At 66.8% G+C, this 19,880-nt stretch carries 16 protein-coding genes and 1 pseudogene; 12 read left to right on the top strand and 5 right to left on the bottom strand.

Annotation, left to right across the window (positions count from 1 at the left end; all coding sequences use genetic code 11):
* Nucleotides 1–67: 67 nt before the first annotated feature.
* The 4 genes from MAAFP003_RS08090 to gatB all read left to right on the top strand — a co-directional run bounded on the left by MAAFP003_RS08090 (nucleotide 68) and on the right by gatB (nucleotide 5,652).
* Nucleotides 68–1,108: an AraC-like ligand-binding domain-containing protein gene (locus MAAFP003_RS08090; RefSeq protein WP_096285932.1), complete on the top strand. Its 1,041-nt coding sequence runs from the start codon at nucleotides 68–70 to the stop codon at nucleotides 1,106–1,108.
* Nucleotides 1,109–1,137: 29 nt separating this feature from the next.
* Nucleotides 1,138–2,763, top strand: coding sequence for a GMC family oxidoreductase (locus tag MAAFP003_RS08095; RefSeq protein WP_096285934.1), 1,626 nt, complete (start codon nucleotides 1,138–1,140; stop codon nucleotides 2,761–2,763).
* 137 nt (nucleotides 2,764–2,900) lie between these two features.
* The gene (locus MAAFP003_RS08100; RefSeq protein WP_096285936.1) at nucleotides 2,901–4,076 is read left to right on the top strand and encodes a MinD/ParA family ATP-binding protein; all 1,176 of its coding nucleotides are present in this window, start codon (nucleotides 2,901–2,903) and stop codon (nucleotides 4,074–4,076) included.
* A gap of 61 nt (nucleotides 4,077–4,137) precedes the next feature.
* Nucleotides 4,138–5,652, top strand: a complete 1,515-nt coding sequence (gene gatB, locus MAAFP003_RS08105; RefSeq protein WP_096285938.1) for an Asp-tRNA(Asn)/Glu-tRNA(Gln) amidotransferase subunit GatB — start codon at nucleotides 4,138–4,140, stop codon at nucleotides 5,650–5,652.
* 28 nt (nucleotides 5,653–5,680) lie between these two features.
* On the opposite strand, the gene MAAFP003_RS08110 is transcribed toward gatB, so the two are convergent.
* Nucleotides 5,681–6,760 carry a PQQ-dependent sugar dehydrogenase gene (locus MAAFP003_RS08110; RefSeq protein ID WP_096285940.1) on the bottom strand — a complete coding sequence of 360 codons (1,080 nt, stop codon included), beginning with the start codon at nucleotides 6,758–6,760 and terminating at the stop codon, nucleotides 5,681–5,683.
* Nucleotides 6,761–6,998: 238 nt separating this feature from the next.
* On the opposite strand from MAAFP003_RS08110, the gene MAAFP003_RS08115 reads away from it, so the two are divergent.
* A complete protein-coding gene (locus MAAFP003_RS08115; RefSeq protein ID WP_096285942.1) occupies nucleotides 6,999–7,841 on the top strand; it encodes a DoxX family protein in 843 nt (280 codons plus the stop codon).
* Nucleotides 7,842–7,857: 16 nt separating this feature from the next.
* Here MAAFP003_RS08115 and MAAFP003_RS08120 read toward each other — a convergent pair whose 3' ends face one another.
* Nucleotides 7,858–8,196 (bottom strand): PH domain-containing protein, encoded by a 339-nt coding sequence (locus MAAFP003_RS08120; protein ID WP_096290969.1) that lies wholly within the window; start codon nucleotides 8,194–8,196, stop codon nucleotides 7,858–7,860.
* A gap of 379 nt (nucleotides 8,197–8,575) precedes the next feature.
* Here MAAFP003_RS08120 and MAAFP003_RS08125 point away from each other — a divergent pair, with 379 nt between their 5' ends.
* The 3 genes from MAAFP003_RS08125 to ilvC are packed head-to-tail and all read left to right on the top strand — an operon-like array spanning nucleotide 8,576 to nucleotide 12,018.
* Nucleotides 8,576–10,453 (top strand): acetolactate synthase large subunit, encoded by a 1,878-nt coding sequence (locus tag MAAFP003_RS08125; RefSeq protein WP_096285944.1) that lies wholly within the window; start codon nucleotides 8,576–8,578, stop codon nucleotides 10,451–10,453.
* Between the two features lies 1 nt (nucleotide 10,454).
* Nucleotides 10,455–10,961, top strand: a complete 507-nt coding sequence (gene ilvN / locus MAAFP003_RS08130) for an acetolactate synthase small subunit (protein WP_090601096.1) — start codon at nucleotides 10,455–10,457, stop codon at nucleotides 10,959–10,961.
* 55 nt (nucleotides 10,962–11,016) lie between these two features.
* Nucleotides 11,017–12,018, top strand: coding sequence for a ketol-acid reductoisomerase (gene ilvC, locus MAAFP003_RS08135; protein ID WP_096285946.1), 1,002 nt, complete (start codon nucleotides 11,017–11,019; stop codon nucleotides 12,016–12,018).
* Between the two features lie 70 nt (nucleotides 12,019–12,088).
* Here ilvC and wrbA read toward each other — a convergent pair whose 3' ends face one another.
* Nucleotides 12,089–12,688 carry an NAD(P)H:quinone oxidoreductase gene (gene wrbA, locus MAAFP003_RS08140; RefSeq protein WP_096285948.1) on the bottom strand — a complete coding sequence of 200 codons (600 nt, stop codon included), beginning with the start codon at nucleotides 12,686–12,688 and terminating at the stop codon, nucleotides 12,089–12,091.
* 205 nt (nucleotides 12,689–12,893) lie between these two features.
* Nucleotides 12,894–13,617, bottom strand: a pseudogene (locus MAAFP003_RS30095) (phytoene desaturase family protein); the annotation flags it as partial.
* Between the two features lie 41 nt (nucleotides 13,618–13,658).
* Between MAAFP003_RS30095 and serA the strand changes: the two are divergent.
* Nucleotides 13,659–15,245, top strand: coding sequence for a phosphoglycerate dehydrogenase (serA, locus tag MAAFP003_RS08150; protein WP_096285950.1), 1,587 nt, complete (start codon nucleotides 13,659–13,661; stop codon nucleotides 15,243–15,245).
* A complete protein-coding gene (locus tag MAAFP003_RS08155) occupies nucleotides 15,242–16,252 on the top strand; it encodes a 3-isopropylmalate dehydrogenase (protein ID WP_096285952.1) in 1,011 nt (336 codons plus the stop codon). Before serA ends, MAAFP003_RS08155 begins: the two co-directional genes overlap by 4 nt.
* Here MAAFP003_RS08155 and MAAFP003_RS08160 read toward each other — a convergent pair.
* Nucleotides 16,152–17,465, bottom strand: a complete 1,314-nt coding sequence (locus MAAFP003_RS08160) for an MFS transporter (RefSeq protein WP_096285954.1) — start codon at nucleotides 17,463–17,465, stop codon at nucleotides 16,152–16,154. The genes MAAFP003_RS08155 and MAAFP003_RS08160 overlap by 101 nt on opposite strands.
* Before the next feature lie 71 nt (nucleotides 17,466–17,536).
* Here MAAFP003_RS08160 and MAAFP003_RS08165 point away from each other — a divergent pair, with 71 nt between their 5' ends.
* Nucleotides 17,537–18,337, top strand: a complete 801-nt coding sequence (locus MAAFP003_RS08165) for a fumarylacetoacetate hydrolase family protein (protein ID WP_096285956.1) — start codon at nucleotides 17,537–17,539, stop codon at nucleotides 18,335–18,337.
* On the top strand, nucleotides 18,334–19,800 hold the full coding sequence (gene gltX, locus MAAFP003_RS08170) for a glutamate--tRNA ligase (protein WP_096285958.1): 1,467 nt from the start codon (nucleotides 18,334–18,336) through the stop codon (nucleotides 19,798–19,800). The genes MAAFP003_RS08165 and gltX overlap by 4 nt, the downstream gene beginning before the upstream one ends.
* The last annotated feature ends 80 nt before the right edge of the window (nucleotides 19,801–19,880 follow it).

Below are 19,880 nucleotides of genomic sequence, written 5' to 3' on the forward strand. Positions count from 1 at the left end.
CCGCGGCGGGCAAAGCACCGGCCGCCAATGGTGAACAATTCCGCCGGTTGAGACGTTCCTAGCGAGCATGACCAGTAGCAAATCCGGACAACGCAGCGCCAAGGAGCGCTTCGATGTCTTTCACCAGCTGGTTCGCGACACGTTCGTCCCGGTGGTGCTCTCGGTTGAGGACACCGACTCCTTCCACGCCTCGCTGCAGACCTCGAGCCTCGGCACGTTGCGGATCAACCGGCTGCAATTCGACGGTGACATCGTGCTGCGCCGAACGCGTGGGCAGTTGCTGCGCGGGACGCCTCAGCTCATCGACCACCACAGCCGCGAATATCTGAAGGTCGGCGTGCACGTGGGGGGCCGCTGCGTGGTGCGGCAGGACGGCCGCGAAGCAAACCTGTCGCCTGGAGATTACGTCGTCTACGACACCACGCGACCGTTCGACTTCGCGGTCAGCGGCAAATTCCGGATGTACAGTGCGCTCCTTCCTCGCGAGTTACTGCGGATCCCGGCCGCACAGCTATCTCAGCTGACGGCCCGTCGCTTCGACGGTCGCCAGGGGATGGGCGCGCTGCTGGCACCGTTTCTTGTCGAGCTCGGCAGACAGGCCGCCAAGGGCCCCCAAGTGCTCAATCTCCACGTCGCCGACGCGGTATTCGACATGCTCGAGGCATCGTTGGGCGAGCAATTGGCGTGTGAACGCCCGCAGCGTCGCGATGTGAGCCATCAAATGCTCGCGATACTCGCATTCATCGAACGCAACCTCGGCGACCCGGACCTGGATGTGCCGGCGATCGCAGCGGCGCAGCACATCTCGCTGCGCCAACTGCAACGGTTGTTCGAAAACGACGGCCGCACCGTCACCGACTGGATCCGGAGCCGCAGGATCGAGCACTGTCGCAAGGACCTTGCGAACGCCGAACTCACGACGGTGCCGGTGAGTGTGATCGGTGCGCGGTGGGGTCTGGTGAACGCGGCGCATTTTTCCCGGCTGTTCAAGGCGGCGCACGGGAGAACTCCGCGAGAGTATCGGCTCTGGGCACAGAATTGCGCACGCCGGCAAGATCCCGGCGCGAACGGGCAAGACATGCATGACGGTCGCGCCGATAGTGGGTAGCGACATCAACTGCCCACTTGGGGGACCAAATGCAGGAAACAGCAATCGAATTCGATGTGGACCGGGAGTTCGCTGAGCGGGTGGCCGCGAATCAGGCTTCGCTGAGCGCTGTGCTCAAGCAGCGGTACGACTTCATCGTGTGCGGTTCGGGCTCGTCGGGGTCGGTAGTGGCTCGACGGTTGGCCGAAAACCCGGATGTCGACGTACTGCTGGTCGAGGCCGGCGGCGACGACAACGTCACCGAAGTCATCGACCCCGGGCAATGGGTGGCCAACTTGAATTCGCAGCGCGACTGGGGGTTTCGCAGTATGCCGAACCCCAGTATCAATAACCGCTCGATCGTGCATTCGATGGGCAAGGTGCTGGGAGGCAGCTCGAGCATCAACGTGATGGGATGGATCCGCGCCCACCGCGACGACTGGAATCACTTCGCCGCCGAAACGGGCGATCCGGCGTGGAATTACGAGTCCATCCTCGCCATTTATCGGGAGATCGAAGACTGGCACGGCGCACCGGATCCGGCATACCGGGGAACCGGTGGCCCGGTTTTCATCCAGCCGCCCCCGAACCCCCATCCGCTTGCGCTGGCGACGTTGGACGCGGCGCGGGCCAACGGCCTCGCGGTCTACCCGTCGGCCAACGGCTCAATGATGGAGACGACGAGCGGTGCTGCGCTGGGAGATCTCTGCATCCGAAATGGGCAGCGCCAGTCGATATTTCGCTCGTTCACCTTCCCGTTGATGGATCGGCCCAACCTCACCGTCCTCACTCACGCGGTCGTGCAGCGCGTGGTGATTCAGGACGGCAAAGCCGTCGGCGTCGAAATTCGTCATCGAGGAAGCACCCGCCGCATCGACGCCGACGCGGAGGTTGTCCTGTCGCTGGGCGCGAACCACACCCCCAAGGTCCTGATGCTGTCCGGCATAGGAGACCAAGACGAGCTCGGCCGGGTCGGGATTCCGATACATCAACATCTGCCCGGGGTGGGGCGCAACCTGCAGGATCACGTGGCCTTTGACTGCATGTGGGAATACCGCGACGCGCAGCCGCCGCGGAACAATGCGGCCGAAGTGGTGATAGTCGGGCAGAGCGAGTCCGGGCTGACACACCCCGACCTCTTCGCCTGGCAGGTAGAAGTTCCCTACGCCACCGACGAGACCGCCGCCCGGTTCGGGCTTCCCGAAGCCGGCTGGACGTTTCATGCCGCGCTGGCTCATCCGAAGAGCCGGGGCCGCATCCGGCTGAGCGGCCCCAACCCCACGGATCCGTTGTGCATCGACGCCAACACGCTGGGGGATCCCGACGATGTCCGAAAGGGAATCGCCTGCGTGCAGTGGTGCCGCGAAATCGCCAACAGCGCGCCCCTGCGGCCGTACGTGAAACGCGAGGTCATGCCGGGAAACCTGCGCCCAGCGGCGCTGGAAGAGTTCGTCCGGGACGCGGCGAACACCTTCTTTCACCAGGTCGGCACGGCCAAAATGGGCCGCGACGCGATGTCGGTGGTCGACGGCGACCTGAAGGTCTACGGAATCGACAGCCTCAGAGTGGCCGACGGCTCCGTGATGCCGGAGATCACCACCACCAACACGATGGCGCCGTGTGTGGTCATCGGGGAACGTGCGGGCCGGATGCTGAAGCAAGCACATCGGCTCTAGCTGACGCCGCGGCGGGCAAACGTCGGATGGCAGCAGCCTGACGACCGAATGAATTTGCCGGCTCAACCTGCCAGCACTCCTGGACGGGCCGAATTTCCGGGTTTAACCACCAGGTCGAAGTGGCTACACCTGCCGTTATGAGCAACCGCGAGGGAGTTCGCGGAGTCAACGCGCTGTCTGCTGCGCCGGCATATCCGTCGAGTTCCGCGGGTCCGGCGGCTTCGGTGCCGAGCTGGCGAGCCAACGCCGACCCGACGGCGGCCACGGTGCCCGAGCCGCGCCCGCCCGCGAAACCGGCCAGGTCAAGCGGCCCGGCTACGCCCAACCGGCTGGCGCGGGCTCGGCGAGCCGCCGTGCCGTACCGTCGCGATCTGACCCTGGGCGGGACCGCCCTGGACGGCCTGGACTTCCGGGAGGGCTCGGAGCCGAGCAGGTTCAACTGGCGAGCGGTGATCCACCGGGTGACCGGAATCGACCTCGGCCCCGGCAAACAGGCCGCCTACGAGCGGGAGCTGCGCGAGCGCATCGGTGTGCCGATCGGTGGGGCGTTTCCGATCGCGGTGCTGAACTTCAAAGGCGGCGTCGGCAAGACCGCGGTGGTCGAGGCGCTCGGCTCGACGCTGGCCGAGGCGCGCGGCGACCGGGTCATCGCCGTCGATATCGACGCCGGCGACCTGGCGGAGCGCCACGGTCGCCGCAACCCGCTGGGCCTGGCCGACCTGCTCGCGCGCGATTCGGTGACCCAGTATGCGGAGGTGCGCGCGCACACCCACATGAACAGCTTCGGCCTCGAAGTGCTGGGCCTGCCTGACTACGGCCGCACCGACTGGCGGCTGGAGCGCCAGGACATCGCCAAGACCTTTTCGATTCTGCGCAAGCACTATTCGCTGGTGCTGGTGGATTGCGTCAAGGCGATCAACTCCGGCGTGATGGACGCGGTGCTGCCCGAGGCACGCGCTCTGGTCGTGGTCTCCGGCACTTCGATCGATGCGGTGCGCAAGACCAGGACAACGCTGGAGTGGTTGTCCAACAACGGACATCGCCGCTTGTTGAAGGCGACGGTGCTTGCGATGAACTACACCGAACCGGCCAAGCTGGACGGCGTGGTCACCAAGGAGTTCGAGGCGCTGTCGGCGCGCGTCGCGGCCACGGTAACGCTGCCATTCGATCGGCACGTCCGCGAGGGCAAAGAGCTCGGGCTGGACCGGCTGAGCAAGGAAAGCCGGCGCGCCTACCTGGAGCTGGCCGCCGCGCTGGGCGACTTCGTCGCCGGCCGGCCGGAGCGCGAAGCCGCGCTGCGGTCCTGGCGCTGACGCGCCTTGTCCTGAGCCTGGGCTGTTATGCCCCCGCTGGGCCACCATTAGGATCGTTGCCATGACTGTTACCTCCGGAGCGGCCGAGCTGCTGGATTACGACGACGTCATCGCACGTTTCGATCCCGTGCTCGGGCTGGAAGTACACGTCGAGCTGTCCACCGCGACCAAGATGTTCTGCGGCTGCTCAACCACATTCGGTGCCGAACCCAACACCCAGGTGTGCCCGGTGTGCCTGGGGCTGCCCGGTTCACTGCCCGTGCTCAACCAGAAAGCGGTGGAGTCGGCGATCCGCATCGGACTCGCGCTCAATTGCGAGATCGTGCCGTGGTGCCGCTTCGCCCGGAAGAACTACTTCTATCCGGACATGCCGAAGAACTACCAGATCTCGCAGTACGACGAGCCCATCGCCATCAACGGCTACCTCGAGGCGCCGCTGGAAGACGGCACCACCTGGCGGGTCGAGATCGAACGCGCCCACATGGAAGAGGACACCGGCAAGCTCACCCACCTGGGCAGCGAGACCGGACGCATCCACGGTGCGACGACGTCGCTGATCGACTACAACCGCGCCGGCGTTCCCCTGATCGAGATCGTCACCAAGCCTATTGAGGGAGCCGGAGCCCGGGCGCCGCAGATCGCGCGGGCTTACGTGACCGCCTTGCGAGACTTGCTGCGCGCCTTGGAAGTATCCGATGTACGGATGGACCAGGGCTCGATGCGTTGTGATTCCAACGTCTCGCTGAAACCTACCGGCGCCACCGAATTCGGCACCCGGACCGAGACCAAGAACGTCAACTCGCTGAAAAGCGTCGAGGTCGCGGTGCGGTACGAAATGCAGCGCCAGGCCGCTGTTCTGCTTTCCGGCGGCTCAATCACGCAGGAAACCAGACACTTTCACGAGGCGGGGTACACCAGTCCCGGCCGCGCCAAAGAAACGGCGCAAGATTACCGCTATTTCCCCGAGCCCGACCTGGAACCCGTCGCGCCCAGCCGAGAGCTGGTCGAGCAATTGCGCCAGACGATCCCCGAGCTGCCCTGGTTGAGCCGCAAGCGGATTCAGGACGAGTGGGGCGTTTCCGACGAGGTGATGCGCGATCTCGTCAACGCCGGCGCGGTCGAATTGGTCACCGCCACCATCAAGCACGGCGCCTCCAGCAAGGACGCACGCTCCTGGTGGGGAAACTTCCTGGTGCAGAAGGCCAACGAGGCGAACATCGAGTTGGACGAGCTGGCCATCACGCCCGCTCAGGTCGCCGCGGTGATCGCACTTGTCGACGAGGGAAAGCTGTCCAACAAGCTGGCCCGCCAGGTCGTCGAAGGTGTGCTGGCCGGAGAAGGCGAACCCGAGCAGGTGATGACCGCACGTGGCCTGGCGCTGGTGCGCGACGACTCGGTCACCCAGGCGGCGGTGGACGAGGCCCTGGCCGCCAATCCCGATGTGGCGGAGAAGATCCGCGGTGGCAAGGTTCAAGCCGCCGGCGCGATCGTGGGCGCGGTCATGAAGGCCACCCGTGGCCAGGCCGACGCCGCCCGGGTGCGCGAGCTGGTGCTGGCCGCCTGCGGGCAGTCCTAGCGCTCCAGTTCTGCGCGCGGCCTTTTCGTCAGGCTTTGTCGTCGTTGTTACGCGGGAAGCCGCCACCCTGCGGGAACAGCGGGAACACCACGTCGTCAAGCTTTTCGGCATCGCCGGCGGTTTTGTTGATGGTGGCGCCCCAGATGTTTCCGTCCGGCGACATCCGCAGCGCCCACGCGTGGGCGTGGGTGTCCTTGCGGACGACGTCGGGTTCACCGGTGACCGCACCCGATTTCGGGTCGAGCCGCACCGCCACCGTCATCTTGGTGTTGACCAGGTTGACCATCACGGTGCCGTCCATCGCCGCGCATCCGGCCACGCCGGGTTTGTCCGGCCACGTCCACACCGTGGAGACCTCCGAGGCCTTGGTGATGCGCTGCAACCGGTCCGCGGTCGGCGTGCGGTCGGCGACATACAGCGAGCCGTCCACCGGGTCGACGCACAGTCCGCCGCCCGAGCCGACGCCGGACAGTGCGGTGGTCGGTGGCGCCTGACCGACCGTGGTCGGCTGCTCGATGCGCAGCACCTTGCCCGCCAACGACTTCGGATCGGCGGCCATGGCAGGGTTGCCCGCATCGCCGGTCAGCACCAGCAGCGTCGTCGGGCTGGTGAACAGCAGTGCCCCACTATTGCCGTTGGCGCCCTTGGGGATCCCGGTCAGGATGTCCTTGGGGATATCGCCGTCGGCGATGCGGATGACCCGGTTATCCGTGGGCGTGCTGATGTAGGCGTACATCAGCCGGTCCTGGGAGTAGGTCGGCGACAGCACGATGTCCATCAAGCCGCCATCCCCGGATCCGTCGACGGGGATGACCAGCTTCACCTTCGGCTCGGCGCTGACCGAGATCTCTTTGACCGCGCCGGTGGTGCGCTCGGCGACCAAGGCGGTTTTGCTGTCGGGCCCCATGATCAGGCCGCTGGTGCTCTCCAGGCATCCCTGCATCACCCCGGGGGCGGGGCAGGGCGTCGAGCTCGGCTGCGGCTTGAGTTCGGGGGCGGTGGTGAACGGCGCGGAGGCGGCGTCGTTGAACCGCGCGCAGCCCGTCGCGACCACCATCGCCGCGCACAGCGCAGCGAGCCCGCACCGAACCGGCCACCCCAAACGCATGATCGACAGGCTACGGACAGGGCGGGCACCGGCGCCACAGGCGGGCCTGCGTGGGCGCCGCGACGCCACTCCATCGGCCGGTGGCGAGCTGGTTTTCAGCACGCGTTCACCATTTCGGAACCCCGCCGAGTCCATTTGGAGTCAATCCGGGCCCATTTAATGGTCTAGCCGCCGATTACACGGCGAAAGCGCCGCTCAAATCCCCAATTCGGGCCTAAATGCCCTTACCCTGACACCCGTGACCGGTCAATCGAATGACGCATCTTGGCAGCGGCCCGGCGAAGTTCCCGGGCAGGTACCGGGGCGCCCCGCCGCGGCGCGGTTGGTCGACCCCGAAGATGACCTGACCCCCGTCGGGTATCCGGGCGACTTCGGAACCCCCTCCGTGATCCCCTACCAAGACCCGAATCAGGTCGCCGCCCCCGCCGGGCCGTCCTATAACGTCCTCGACCAGCAGGAGCCGCTGCCCTACGTGCAGCCGCAGCCGGCGCCGCGGCATTTGGCGGCCGAGCCCGCCGAGATCGACCCGAGCGAGGACTACGAACGGCAACGCGCGATCGGACGGCGCGGCACCCAGAGTCTGGGTTTGCTGGTGCTGCGGGTCGGCCTCGGGGTGGTGCTCGGCGCGCACGGGCTACAGAAGCTGTTCGGCTGGTGGGGCGGTCAGGGCCTGACCAGCTTCAAGAACTCACTGTCCGACGCGGGCTACCAGCACGCCGACATCCTGTCCTATGTCAGTGCCGGGGGCGAGATCGCCGCGGGTGTGCTGCTGGTGCTGGGTTTGTTCACCCCGGTGGCCGCCGCGGGCGCGCTGGCCTTTTTGATCAACGAGCTGCTGGTCAGCGTGTCGGCGCGACCACACACGTTCGCGTACTTCCTGCCGCAGGGGCACGAGTACCAGATCACGCTGATCGTCCTCGCGGTTGCGATTATTCTGGCCGGGCCTGGCCGTTATGGCCTGGACGCCAACAGGGGATGGGCGCACCGGCCCTTCATCGGGTCGTTTGTGGCCCTGCTTGCCGGCATCGCCGCCGGTATCGCGGTGTGGGTGCTGCTCAACGGCGTCAATCCGATCGCCTGAATCGCCCGTCAGCCGGTCATCGGTAGGGGTTGGGGACTCGCCCCGAACTGGCCGCCGTCAGCTGCGGGAGTGTCGCGAAAGTCACCGCCGGCAGGCGTAGTTCCGTTCCGCTCTTGAGCCTGGCGCGTGCCCACGAACCGCGGTGGAAGCGCAGCCCGTCGATGTCGTCCCAGCCGACCGTTTGGCTGCTCGTCAGGTTCCGCACCGTCACACCCTGGTTGTCGGCCACGGTGCGCAGCCGGATGATCAATGCGGACAACAGCACCGGGATCAGCAGCAGTGGGGTCGACAGCGGCCAGGCCAGCACCGGGATCAGCAATCCGAGCGTCAGAAATCCCACGGCGAGGTGCGCCATCGGTGAGATCTTGATCACTACGGGCACGGGTGTCGGGGCTGCAGAACCGGAGGCCACCCCAGCATCATTTCACCCCGGGTTGCGCCGGTGACTTCGTGGCGCCGCGGGTGGTGCCGGCGCGGCCATGACGGGGCCCCGTCGCACCGGATTTGACGGTTGAGCAGTGCGAAGGCTACCGTCGGGGGCTATGGAGACCACCGGAAAGCCCGGGATGCTCGTAGTAATTAGCCGCGCGTTGGTGCGTGACTAGTTCCTTCAGCATGTGAAGCGATCCGGCACCAACGCGCAACCCTCGATCAGCGAGAGCTGACGGGGGTTTTTTCTTGCGTATCAACGAAACTTCCCCAGCCAAATCAGGACTAAGAGGACAATCACCAGAGTGAGCGCACCCACCAGGTCACAGACACCCAAGTCGCACAATGGAGACGACTGGGCGCCGGACGCCACGGAAAGCACCGAAGACGCCGCAAAAGTTCCGGCCAAGCAAGCGAAACATGTTGCACCGCAGCAAGTTACCGGTGCTCAGTCGGTAATCCGGTCGTTGGAAGAACTCGACGTCGAGGTCATCTTCGGCATCCCGGGTGGCGCCGTGCTGCCGGTTTACGACCCGCTGTTCGACTCGAAAAAGCTGCGGCACGTGCTGGTTCGGCACGAGCAGGGTGCCGGTCACGCGGCAAGTGGCTATGCGCACGCCACCGGAAAGGTCGGCGTCATGATGGCCACGTCGGGTCCCGGTGCCACCAATCTGGTGACCCCGCTGGCGGATGCGCAGATGGACTCGATCCCCGTCGTCGCCGTCACGGGGCAGGTGGGGCGGTCACTGATCGGGACCGACGCCTTCCAGGAGGCCGACATCTCGGGTATCACAATGCCGATCACCAAGCACAACTTCCTGGTCCGCTCGGGTGACGAGATTCCGCGGGTGATGGCCGAGGCCTTCCACATCGCCGCTTCGGGGCGTCCGGGAGCGGTGCTCGTCGACATCCCGAAGGACGTGCTGCAGGGTCAATGCACGTTCAGCTGGCCGCCGAAAATGGATCTGCCCGGTTACAAGCCGAACACCAAGCCGCACAGCCGGCAGATCCGCGAAGCCGCCAAGCTGATCGCGCGTGCGCGCAAACCGGTGCTGTACGTCGGCGGCGGCGTGATCCGCGGCGAGGCGACCGAGCAGCTGCGGGATTTGGCTGAGCTGACCGGGATTCCGGTGGTCACCACGCTGATGGCGCGGGGCGCGTTCCCGGACAGCCACCGGCAGAACCTGGGGATGCCGGGCATGCACGGCACGGTCGCCGCGGTGGCCGCGCTGCAACGCAGCGATCTGCTGATCGCGCTGGGCACCCGCTTCGACGACCGGGTGACCGGAAAGCTCGATTCCTTTGCGCCCGAAGCGAAGGTCATCCACGCCGACATCGACCCGGCCGAGATCGGCAAGAACCGGGTCGCCGACGTGCCGATTGTGGGCGACGTCGAGAACGTCATCACCGACCTGATCGCGATGCTGCGCCAGTACGAAACCCCGGGCAAGATCGACATGACCGCCTGGTGGGGATATCTGGACGAGGTGCAGTCGACCTATCCGCTGAGTTACGGCCCGCAGAGCGACGGCAGCCTGAGCCCGGAATACGTGATCGAGCAGCTCGGCAAGATCGCCGGGCCCGACGCGATCTACGTGGCCGGCGTGGGGCAGCACCAGATGTGGGCGGCCCAGTTCATCTCTTATGAGAAGCCGCGCACCTGGCTCAACTCCGGCGGCCTGGGCACCATGGGCTTCGCCATCCCGGCGGCCATGGGCGCCAAGGTCGCTCGTCCCGAGGCCGAGGTCTGGGCGATCGACGGTGACGGGTGCTTCCAGATGACCAACCAGGAGTTGGCCACCTGCGCGATCGAGGGCGTGCCGATCAAGGTGGCGCTGATCAACAACGGCAACCTGGGCATGGTGCGGCAGTGGCAGAGCCTGTTCTACGAGGAGCGCTACTCGCAGACCGACCTGGCCACGCACTCTCACCGCATCCCGGACTTCGTCAAGCTGGCCGAGGCGCTGGGTTGTGTCGGAATCCGTTGTGAGCGTGAGGAAGACGTCGTCGAGGCGATCAAGGCGGCGCGCGCCATCAACGACCGCCCGGTGGTGATCGACTTCATCGTCGGCGCGGATGCACAGGTGTGGCCGATGGTGGCCGCCGGGACGAGCAATGACGAGATTCAGCACGCCCGCGGAATCCGGCCGCTGTTCGACGACGAAACCGAAGGGCACGCCTGATATGTACGCCAAAACGCACACACTTTCGGTGTTGGTCGAAGACAAGCCGGGTGTGCTCGCGCGCGTCGCGGCGCTGTTCTCGCGGCGTGGTTTCAACATCGAGTCGCTGGCTGTGGGTGCCACCGAGCAGAAGGACATGTCGCGGATGACCATCGTGGTTTCCGCCGAGGAGACTCCGCTCGAGCAGGTCACCAAGCAGCTCAACAAGCTGATCAATGTCATCAAAATTGTCGAGCAGGACGAGGACAACTCGGTGGCTCGCGAGCTGGCGCTGATCAAGGTGCGGGCCGATTCCGGTACCCGCAGCCAGGTAATCGAAGCGGCAAACCTGTTCCGCGCCAAGGTAGTCGACGTATCGCTGGATTCGCTGACCGTCGAGGCGACCGGTACCCGCGGCAAGCTCGAAGCGCTGCTGCGAGTGCTGGAACCGTTCGGTATCCGCGAGATCGTCCAATCGGGAGTGGTGTCGCTATCCCGTGGGCCGCGTGGAATCGGCACCGCCAAATAAGCGATACACATTCCAAAAGTCCAATAAGAAAGAGAGATTCACCGTGCCACTAGAGATGTTCTACGACGACGACGCCGACCTGTCGATTATCCAGGGTCGCAAGGTCGGCGTGATCGGATACGGCAGCCAGGGGCATGCGCATTCGCTGAGCCTGCGCGACTCCGGTGTGCAGGTGCGTGTCGGGCTCAAGGAGGGTTCGAAGTCGCGGGCCAAGGTTGAGGAGCAGGGCCTGGAGGTAGACACTCCCGCCGAGGTCGCCAAGTGGGCCGACGTCATCATGCTGCTGGCGCCCGACACCGCCCAGGCCGACATCTTCAAGAACGACATCGAGCCGAACCTGAACGACGGCGACGCACTGTTTTTCGGTCACGGTCTCAACATCCACTTCGATCTGATCAAGCCGCCCGGCAACGTCACGATCGCGATGGTCGCCCCGAAGGGGCCCGGGCACCTGGTGCGCCGTCAGTTCGTCGACGGCAAGGGCGTGCCGTGTCTGATCGCCGTCGACCAGGACCCGACCGGCGAGGGCGAGGCGCTGGCGCTGTCCTACGCCAAGGCCATCGGCGGCACCCGGGCCGGCGTCATCAAGACCACCTTCAAGGATGAGACCGAGACCGACCTGTTCGGCGAGCAGGCCGTGTTATGCGGTGGCACAGAGGAATTGGTGAAGACCGGTTTCGACGTGATGGTCGAGGCGGGCTACCCGCCGGAGATGGCGTACTTCGAGGTGCTGCACGAGCTGAAGCTGATCGTCGACCTGATGTACGAGGGCGGCATCGCCCGGATGAACTACTCGGTGTCCGACACCGCGGAGTTCGGCGGCTACCTGTCGGGCCCGCGGGTCATCGACGCCGGCACCAAGGAGCGGATGCGAGAGATCCTGCGCGACATCCAGAGTGGTGAATTCACCAAGAAGCTGGTCGCCAACGTCGAGGGCGGCAACAAGCAGCTCGAGCAGTTGCGCAAGGAGAACGCCGAGCACCCCATCGAGGTCACCGGTAAGAAGCTGCGCGACCTGATGAGCTGGGTCGACCGCCCGATCACCGAAACGGCTTAACCCTCTTACGCCGAACGCCCGGCTGGCCGGGCGGCCCGCGTCGGGTGCCCGGCTGGCCCGCGTACAGCTGCTACGACTCCAGACGATCGGCGATCGTTACGACGCGGCGGGCCAGATGATCCAGCGCGTTGCCGGTGGCGTCGTCGAATGCCTCGATGTTGTCGTGCGTGGTGAGCAGGCTGGCCCCGTAGGGGTTGCCGTCGACGAACTTGCTCGGATCGGTGTAGCCCGGCGGCACCAGGATGCCGCCGAAGTGCATCAGCGTGAGGTAGAGCGCGACGAGCGTGGTCTCCTGGCCGCCGTGCGCGGTGTTCGAGGACGTGAAGCCCGCGTACACCTTGTCGGCCAGCTTGCCTTCGGCCCACAGCCCGCCGAGTGAGTCCAGGAAGTTCCGCAGCTGCGACGCCGGAGAACCGAATCGGGTGGGCGAGCCGAAGATCACGGCGTCGGCCCACACGATGTCGTCGCCGGTGGCCGCGGGCAGGTCCTTGGTGGCGTTGTAGTTCGCCGCCCAGGCGGGGTTCTGCGCGAAGGATTCCGGATCACGCGTCTCGGCGACGGGACGTACCCGGACTTCCGCGCCGGCGGCCTGCGCCGCCGCGGCGACACGGTTGGCCATCGTGGTGCCGTGGCCGGTGGCCGAGTAGTAGATGATCGCGAGTTTGGTCATGGCGCCAGCCTAGGCATGTCCAACCCGAACTCGCGGCGCAGCAGGCTGCGCGCGGCGTAGTAGCCGGCCATACCGTGCACGCCGCCGCCCGGGGGTGTGGCCGCCGAACACAGAACGTCTTGGGAATCGTTGTGGGCTAGGGGTTTAGGCGCGGCGTGGGCCCGGCGATCGCGCCACGCGGAATTGCCGCCCATTCCCATGTCGCCGCCTTTGCGTAGTGTTCCGGTAGCGCTGCACCGTATATCCGCAGCGGTGCGGTGGGCGCGGTGTCGTAGGCGACAACTCCGGGCGACGGCCCGGGCGGCGCGCTGATTTCGATGCCGGTGGCCACCTCAGCGCCGTGTGCGCGCAGGTCGGCGAGCAGCGCGTGGGTGATCACCTGGCTGCCGCCCACCGGGATCGGCCAGCCGACCGCATGGCCGAGGGTCGCCAGCATCAACCCGGCACCGGCCGCCGTCAGGGACGGCATCCGCGAAAGCACATGGGCGGCAACGCCGGTGAACAACGCACCGCCGTCCCCTCCGCCCAACCCCCCACGCCGGCGTGCCCTGAGTCCGCATCCGCAGCCCAGGCGCAGCGCGTCGGACAGCTCGGCGCAGGTGCGCTCGAGGTCGCGGTAGGCGATCGCGGCGGGTCGGCCCGGCCGCGGGGTGCCGTAGGCGGTGTCGCAGACCTCCAGCCGCCCCCCGCGCGCGGGCAGTTCGAACTGCGCGAAGAACGGCGACGCCAGCGCCCGCGGATGCGCCGCCGAGCAGATGTCGTGTTCGACTCCGGGAAATTCTGGGTCGGCCGCGGTGCGCGCACCGCCGCCCCAACGTGGGCTGCGCCTCGACGACCTGCACTTTGAGTCCCGCGCGGGCGGAGATCACGGCCGTCGAAAGCCCGTTGGGTCCACTGCCGACTGTCGTCACATCGAAGGTGACGTCCATCGGACAATTACAGCCCAGACCCCGGCCTATAACCTGGTCGGGTGAACTTGCCTGTTGTGTTAATCGCCGACAAACTCGCTCAATCAACTGTCGCCGCCCTGGGCGACCAGGTCGAGGTGCGCTGGGTAGACGGTCCGGACCGGGAGAAGCTGCTGGCAGCGGTGCCCGAGGCCGACGCGCTGCTGGTGCGCTCCGCGACCACCGTCGACGCCGAGGTACTCGCGGCCGCCCCCAAACTCAAGATCGTCGCCCGCGCCGGGGTGGGTCTGGACAACGTCGACGTCGACGCGGCCACCGCGCGCGGCGTCCTGGTGGTCAACGCCCCGACGTCGAACATCCACAGCGCCGCCGAGCACGCTCTGGCGCTGTTGCTGTCGGCGGCCCGGCAGGTCCCCGCGGCCGACGCATCGCTGCGCGAACACACCTGGAAACGGTCGTCGTTCAACGGCACGGAGATATTCGGCAAGACCGTCGGGGTGGTGGGGCTGGGCCGGATCGGCCAGCTGGTCGCCCAGCGGATCGCCGCGTTCGGCACCCACATCGTGGCCTACGACCCCTACGTGTCGCCGGCCCGCGCGGCGCAGCTCGGCATCGAATTGCTCTCCCTCGACGACCTGCTGGCCCGTGCCGACTTCATCTCGGTGCACCTGCCCAAGACCGCCGAGACGGCCGGCCTGATCGACAAGGAGGCGCTGGCCAAGACCAAGCCCGGCGTCATCATCGTCAATGCCGCGCGCGGCGGGCTGGTCGACGAGGCCGCGCTGGCCGAGGCGATCACCAGCGGGCATGTGCGTGCGGCCGGTCTCGACGTGTACTCCAAGGAGCCGTGCACCGACAGCCCGCTGTTCGAGCTGTCGCAGGTGGTGGTGACACCGCACCTGGGCGCATCGACGTCCGAGGCGCAGGACCGGGCCGGCACCGACGTCGCCGAGAGCGTGCGGCTGGCGCTGGCGGGGGAGTTCGTGCCCGACGCGGTCAACGTCGGCGGCGGCGTGGTCAACGAGGAGGTGGCGCCCTGGCTGGACCTGGCGCGCAAACTCGGCGTGCTGGCCGCGGCACTGACCGATGGCCTGCCCGCGTCGCTGTCGGTCCAGGTGCGCGGCGAGTTGGCGTCCGAAGACGTTGAGGTGCTGAAGCTTTCGGCCCTGCGCGGTCTGTTCTCGGCGATCATCGAGGATCCGGTCACCTTCGTCAACGCGCCGGCGTTGGCGGCCGAGCGCGGCGTGACCGCCGAAATCAGCACGGCCACCGAGAGTCCCAACCATCGCAGCGTCCTGGACGTGCGTGCCGTCGCCCACGACGGCTCGAGCGTCAACGTCGCGGGCACGCTGTCGGGTCCGCAGTTGGTCGAGAAGGTCGTCCAGATCAACGGCCGCAACTTCGACCTGCGGGCGCAGGGCAAGAACCTGGTGATCAACTACATCGACCAGCCCGGAGCGCTGGGCAAGATCGGCACCCTGCTGGGGGCGGCGAGGGTCAATATCCAGGCCGCACAGCTCTCCGAGGACGCCGAGGGTCCGAGCGCGACGATCCTGCTGCGGCTCGACCAGGACGTGCCCGCCGACGTGCGCTCGGCGATCTCGCAGGCGGTCGGCGCCAACAAACTGGAAGTTGTTGACCTGTCATGAAATTGGCGATCATCGGTGGCGACGGCATCGGGCCCGAGGTAGTCGCCGAGGCGGTCAAGATATTGGATGCCGTCAAGCCGGGCGTCGAGAAGACCGAATACGACCTGGGCGCACGGCGTTTCCACGCCACCGGCGAGCTGCTGCCGGAGTCCGCGCTCGCCGAGCTGCGCCAGCACGACGCGATCCTGCTCGGCGCGATCGGTGACCCGTCGGTGCCCAGCGGCGTGCTGGAGCGAGGGCTGTTGTTGCGCTTGCGCTTCGAGTTGGACCATCACGTCAACTTGCGTCCGGCCCGGCTGTACAAAGGCGTCAGCAGCCCGCTGGCGGGCAACCCTGAAATCGATTTCGTGGTAGTGCGCGAGGGAACCGAAGGGCCGTATACGGGTAACGGCGGCGCGATCCGGGTCGGGACCCCGCATGAGGTCGCCACCGAGGTCAGCGTCAACACCGCGTTCGGGGTGCGTCGCGTCGTGGCCGACGCGTTCGAGCGGGCCCGGCAGCGTCGCAAGCATCTGACGTTGGTGCACAAGAACAACGTGCTGACCTTCGCCGGGAAACTGTGGTCGCGAGTCTTCGCCGAAGTCGGTGCGGGCTACCCCGACGTCGAGGTGGCGTATCAGCACGTCGACGCCGCCACCATCTTCCTGGTCACCGACCCCGGCCGCTTCGACGTGATCGTCACCGACAACCTGTTCGGCGACATCATCACCGATTTGGCCGCCGCGGTGACGGGCGGAATCGGCTTGGCCGCCAGTGGAAATATCGATGCCACACGGACCAACCCGTCGATGTTCGAGCCGGTGCACGGCAGCGCGCCCGACATCGCCGGCAAGGGCATCGCCGATCCGACCGCGGCCATCGTGTCGGTCGGGCTGCTGCTCGCTCACCTCGGTGAGACCGAAGCCGCTAGCCGGGTGGACCGAGCGGTCGAGACGTATCTGGCGTCTCGGGGGAACGAGCGGCGCTCCACCGCCGAAGTCGGGGAGCGGATCGCGGCCGCGCTGTAGCTGCGCTGGAATCCAAGCCCGGCGGCAACAGCTTGGCCGGCACCAATGGTATTGCCGCCAAAGGGAACAACCCACACAACGCCCAGGCCGTCGGATATTTGGCCGCGTCGATCAGCACACCGAACAGCGGGGCTCCCGCGGCCGCGAACAGCCGCTGGGTGGTGTTCTGGGTTCCCAGTGCGCGTCCGCTCCAGAACTGCCCGGCGAATTCGGTGATCGCGGTTGCCTCCAATCCGTTGTCGAGCACCGCGATCACCGAGACGACGATCATCACCGGCACTTCGAAACCCCAGTCGCCGTCGTCGGCGAGCGTGAGCAGCAACAAGCTCAGCGTCGCGGCGACGGCGATGATGCGCACCGGGCGCATCCGGGAGCCCACCCGGTCCGACCACCGGCCGACCTCGACACGGCCCAGCGCGCCAAGGGCCTGCGAGAGGGTAACCACACCGCCGGCTTCGGCGACGGTCCAGCCATGGTGCCTCATCAACCACACCAGCATGAACGTCACGGTCACGGTCTGCGGCATCATCAGCAGACCCGCCACCGCGTGAATTCGCCACAGCGTCAGCGACTTCCGGTAAGGGCTGGCCAATTCCTGCGCAGTGGCCACTTTACGGTGTTTGCGCGGCGGGTCGACGATTCCCACGGCGCTGGCCACCGCCGAGAAGGTGCATGCCAGTGCCGGGAACATCAGCCCGGCGTGCAGTCCCCGTTCGGCCAGCTCGGGCATTACCAATGCGCCCAGGGCGATTCCCAACGGCTGGGCGGTCTGGCGGATGCCCATCGCCAGGCCACGCTGGTGCACCGGGAACCACGCCGACACCAGCCGGCCGCCGGCGGCGTTACAACTCGCCGCGGCCATGCCACCCAGGAACAGGTAGGCACCCACCAACACCATCGACTGGGCCGACGCCGCGGCATAGGCCGCTGCCGCGGTGAGCGCCGAGCCCACGGTCAGCACGACCCGCTCGCCGACGCGGTCGAGCAGGTAGCCCCAACCGATCAGGGTCAGGACCATTCCCCAGCTCGGCATCGACGACAGCAGACTGGCTTCGGTCAGCGGAATCCCGCGTTTGGCCTGGAGCGAGGGAATCAAGAACGCGATGCCGTTGATGAAGAGGAACGAACTCGCCGTCACCCATAGCGAAATGACCATGATGGACCAGCGGGCGCCAGCACTCAGTTGGCCCGTGACTCCCGGGTCCGTGGGCATCCCTCATCGTGGCACACGCGTCGTCCCGCCCGGCTGCTGTCAGGCTCACGGCCGTCATTAGGCTCAACGAAATGCGCCTAGGTCGAATCGCCAGTCCGGATGGTGTCTCCTTCGTCAGCATCGAGGGTCCGCTGGAGGATCCCAGCGCGATGACTGCCCGTGAGATCGCCGAGCACCCGTTCGGCACCCCGACGTTCACCGGCCGCTCGTGGCCGGTGGCCGACGTCCGGCTGCTGGCCCCGATGCTGGCCGGCAAGGTGGTGTGCGTCGGCAAGAACTACACCGACCACATCGCCGAGATGGCGAACTTCGCAACGGGCCCGGCCGCGGCCGATCCGATCATCTTCCTCAAGCCCAACACCTCCATCATCGGACCGAACGTGCCGATTCGCTTGCCCGCCAACGCATCACCTGTGCACTTCGAAGGAGAGTTGGCTGTGGTGATCGGCCGGCCGTGTAAGGACGTGCCCGCCGCCCAGGCCGCCGACAACATCCTGGGGTACACGATCGCCAACGACGTGTCGGCGCGCGATCAGCAACAGGCCGACGGCCAGTGGACTCGCGCCAAGGGGCACGACACCTTCTGCCCGGTGGGGCCCTGGGTCGTCACCGATGTCGACCCGGCCGACCTCGCGTTGCGCACCGAGGTCAACGGCCAAGTCAAGCAGGACAGCCGCACCTCGCTGATGATTCACGACGTCGGCGCCATCGTCGAATGGATCTCCGCGGTGATGACCCTGCTGCCCGGTGACCTCATCCTCACCGGGACCCCGGCCGGCGTCGGCCCCATCGAGGACGGCGACACCGTCGCCATCTCCATCGAGGGGATCGGTACCCTGTCCAATCCCGTGGTCCGAAAGGGAAAGTCGTGACCGCGCCGGGGACTGTCCGGGTTCGGTTCTGCCCGTCGCCCACCGGCACCCCACACGTCGGGATGGTCCGCACCGCGCTGTTCAACTGGGCCTACGCGCGGCACACGGGCGGCACTTTCGTCTTTCGCATCGAGGACACCGACGCCGAGCGGGACAGCGAGGAAAGTTATCTGGCGCTGCTCGACGCGCTGCGTTGGCTCGGGCTGGATTGGGACGAAGGCCCCGAGGTCGGCGGACCCTATGATCCGTACCGGCAGTCGCAGCGCGGCGACATCTACCGCGAGGTGGTGGACAAGCTGCTCGCGGCGGGTGAGGCCTACCATGCCTTTTCGACACCGGAAGAGGTCGAGGCTCGCCATATCGCCGCCGGCCGCAATCCCAAACTGGGCTACGACAACTACGACCGCGAGCTGACCGAGGAGCAGCGTGCGGCGTATCTGGCGGAGGGCCGTAAGCCGGTGGTGCGGCTGCGCATGCCCGACGAAGACCTCGCGTGGGATGACCTGGTGCGCGGCAGGACCACCTTCGCGGCCGGCTCGGTGCCCGATTTCGCGCTGACCCGCGCCAGCGGAGATCCCTTATATACCTTGGTCAACCCCTGCGACGACGCACTGATGAAGATCACCCACGTGCTGCGCGGCGAGGACCTGCTGCCGTCGACGCCGCGTCAGATTGCCTTGTACCAGGCGTTGATGCGGATCGGGGTGGCCGAACGGGTCCCGGAATTCGCGCACCTGCCAACGGTATTGGGGGAGGGCACGAAAAAGCTGTCCAAGCGCGATCCGCAGTCGAATCTGTTCGCCCACCGCGATCGCGGCTTCATCCCCGAGGGGCTGCTGAATTACCTTGCGCTGCTGGGCTGGGCGATCGCCGACGATCACGACCTGTTCAGCCTCGGCGAAATGGTGGCCGCGTTCGACGTCGTCGACGTCAACTCCAATCCGGCCCGCTTCGATCAGAAGAAGGCCGACGCGCTCAACGCCGAACATATCCGGATGCTCGACGTGGCCGACTTCACTGGCCGGCTGCGCGACTACTTCGCCGTGCACGGGTATCGCCTGGAGCTCGACGAAGCGGATTTCGCTTTTGCGGCCGAGCTGGTGCAGACCCGCATCGTGGTGCTCGGTGACGCGTGGGACCTGCTGAAGTTCCTCAACGACGACAAATACGCGATCGACCCCAAGGCCGCGGCCAAGGAGCTGGGTCCGGAGGCGGGCGCGGTGCTGGACGCCGCGCTGACGGCGCTGGACGGCGTGCCGGACTGGAGCGTGGCGGCGATCGAGGAGGCCCTCAAGACCGCGCTGATCGACGGTCTGGCGCTCAAACCGCGCAAGGCGTTCGGCCCGATCCGGGTCGCCGCGACCGGGACGACGATCAGCCCGCCGCTGTTCGAGTCGCTGCAGCTGCTCGGTCGTGACCGTAGCCTGGAGCGGCTGGGGGCGGCGCGGCAAGAGGCGGTCTAAATCTTTGGTAGTCTGCACTGCGGTTTGCAAAGGCCGACAACGGCTGGCGGCGGCGGACTCCCAGGCTGGCAACAGCCCGT

This window comes from Mycobacterium ahvazicum, assembly GCF_900176255.2.
In the GTDB taxonomy this organism is placed as follows: Bacteria; Actinomycetota; Actinomycetes; order Mycobacteriales; family Mycobacteriaceae; genus Mycobacterium; species Mycobacterium ahvazicum.

Bases quoted from the DNA above. Each gene is read 5' to 3' on its own strand.
- MAAFP003_RS08090 (WP_096285932.1), top strand. From the start codon at position 68: ATGACCAGTAGCAAATCCGGACAACGCAGCGCCAAGGAGCGCTTCGAT.
- MAAFP003_RS08095 (WP_096285934.1), top strand. From the start codon at position 1,138: ATGCAGGAAACAGCAATCGAATTCGATGTGGACCGGGAGTTCGCTGAG.
- MAAFP003_RS08100 (WP_096285936.1), top strand. From the start codon at position 2,901: ATGAGCAACCGCGAGGGAGTTCGCGGAGTCAACGCGCTGTCTGCTGCG.
- gatB (WP_096285938.1), top strand. From the start codon at position 4,138: ATGACTGTTACCTCCGGAGCGGCCGAGCTGCTGGATTACGACGACGTC.
- MAAFP003_RS08110 (WP_096285940.1), bottom strand. From the start codon at position 6,760: ATGCGTTTGGGGTGGCCGGTTCGGTGCGGGCTCGCTGCGCTGTGCGCG.
- MAAFP003_RS08120 (WP_096290969.1), bottom strand. From the start codon at position 8,196: ATGGCGCACCTCGCCGTGGGATTTCTGACGCTCGGATTGCTGATCCCG.
- ilvN (WP_090601096.1), top strand. From the start codon at position 10,455: ATGTACGCCAAAACGCACACACTTTCGGTGTTGGTCGAAGACAAGCCG.
- ilvC (WP_096285946.1), top strand. From the start codon at position 11,017: ATGTTCTACGACGACGACGCCGACCTGTCGATTATCCAGGGTCGCAAG.
- wrbA (WP_096285948.1), bottom strand. From the start codon at position 12,688: ATGACCAAACTCGCGATCATCTACTACTCGGCCACCGGCCACGGCACC.
- MAAFP003_RS08155 (WP_096285952.1), top strand. From the start codon at position 15,242: ATGAAATTGGCGATCATCGGTGGCGACGGCATCGGGCCCGAGGTAGTC.
- MAAFP003_RS08160 (WP_096285954.1), bottom strand. From the start codon at position 17,465: ATGCCCACGGACCCGGGAGTCACGGGCCAACTGAGTGCTGGCGCCCGC.
- MAAFP003_RS08165 (WP_096285956.1), top strand. From the start codon at position 17,537: ATGCGCCTAGGTCGAATCGCCAGTCCGGATGGTGTCTCCTTCGTCAGC.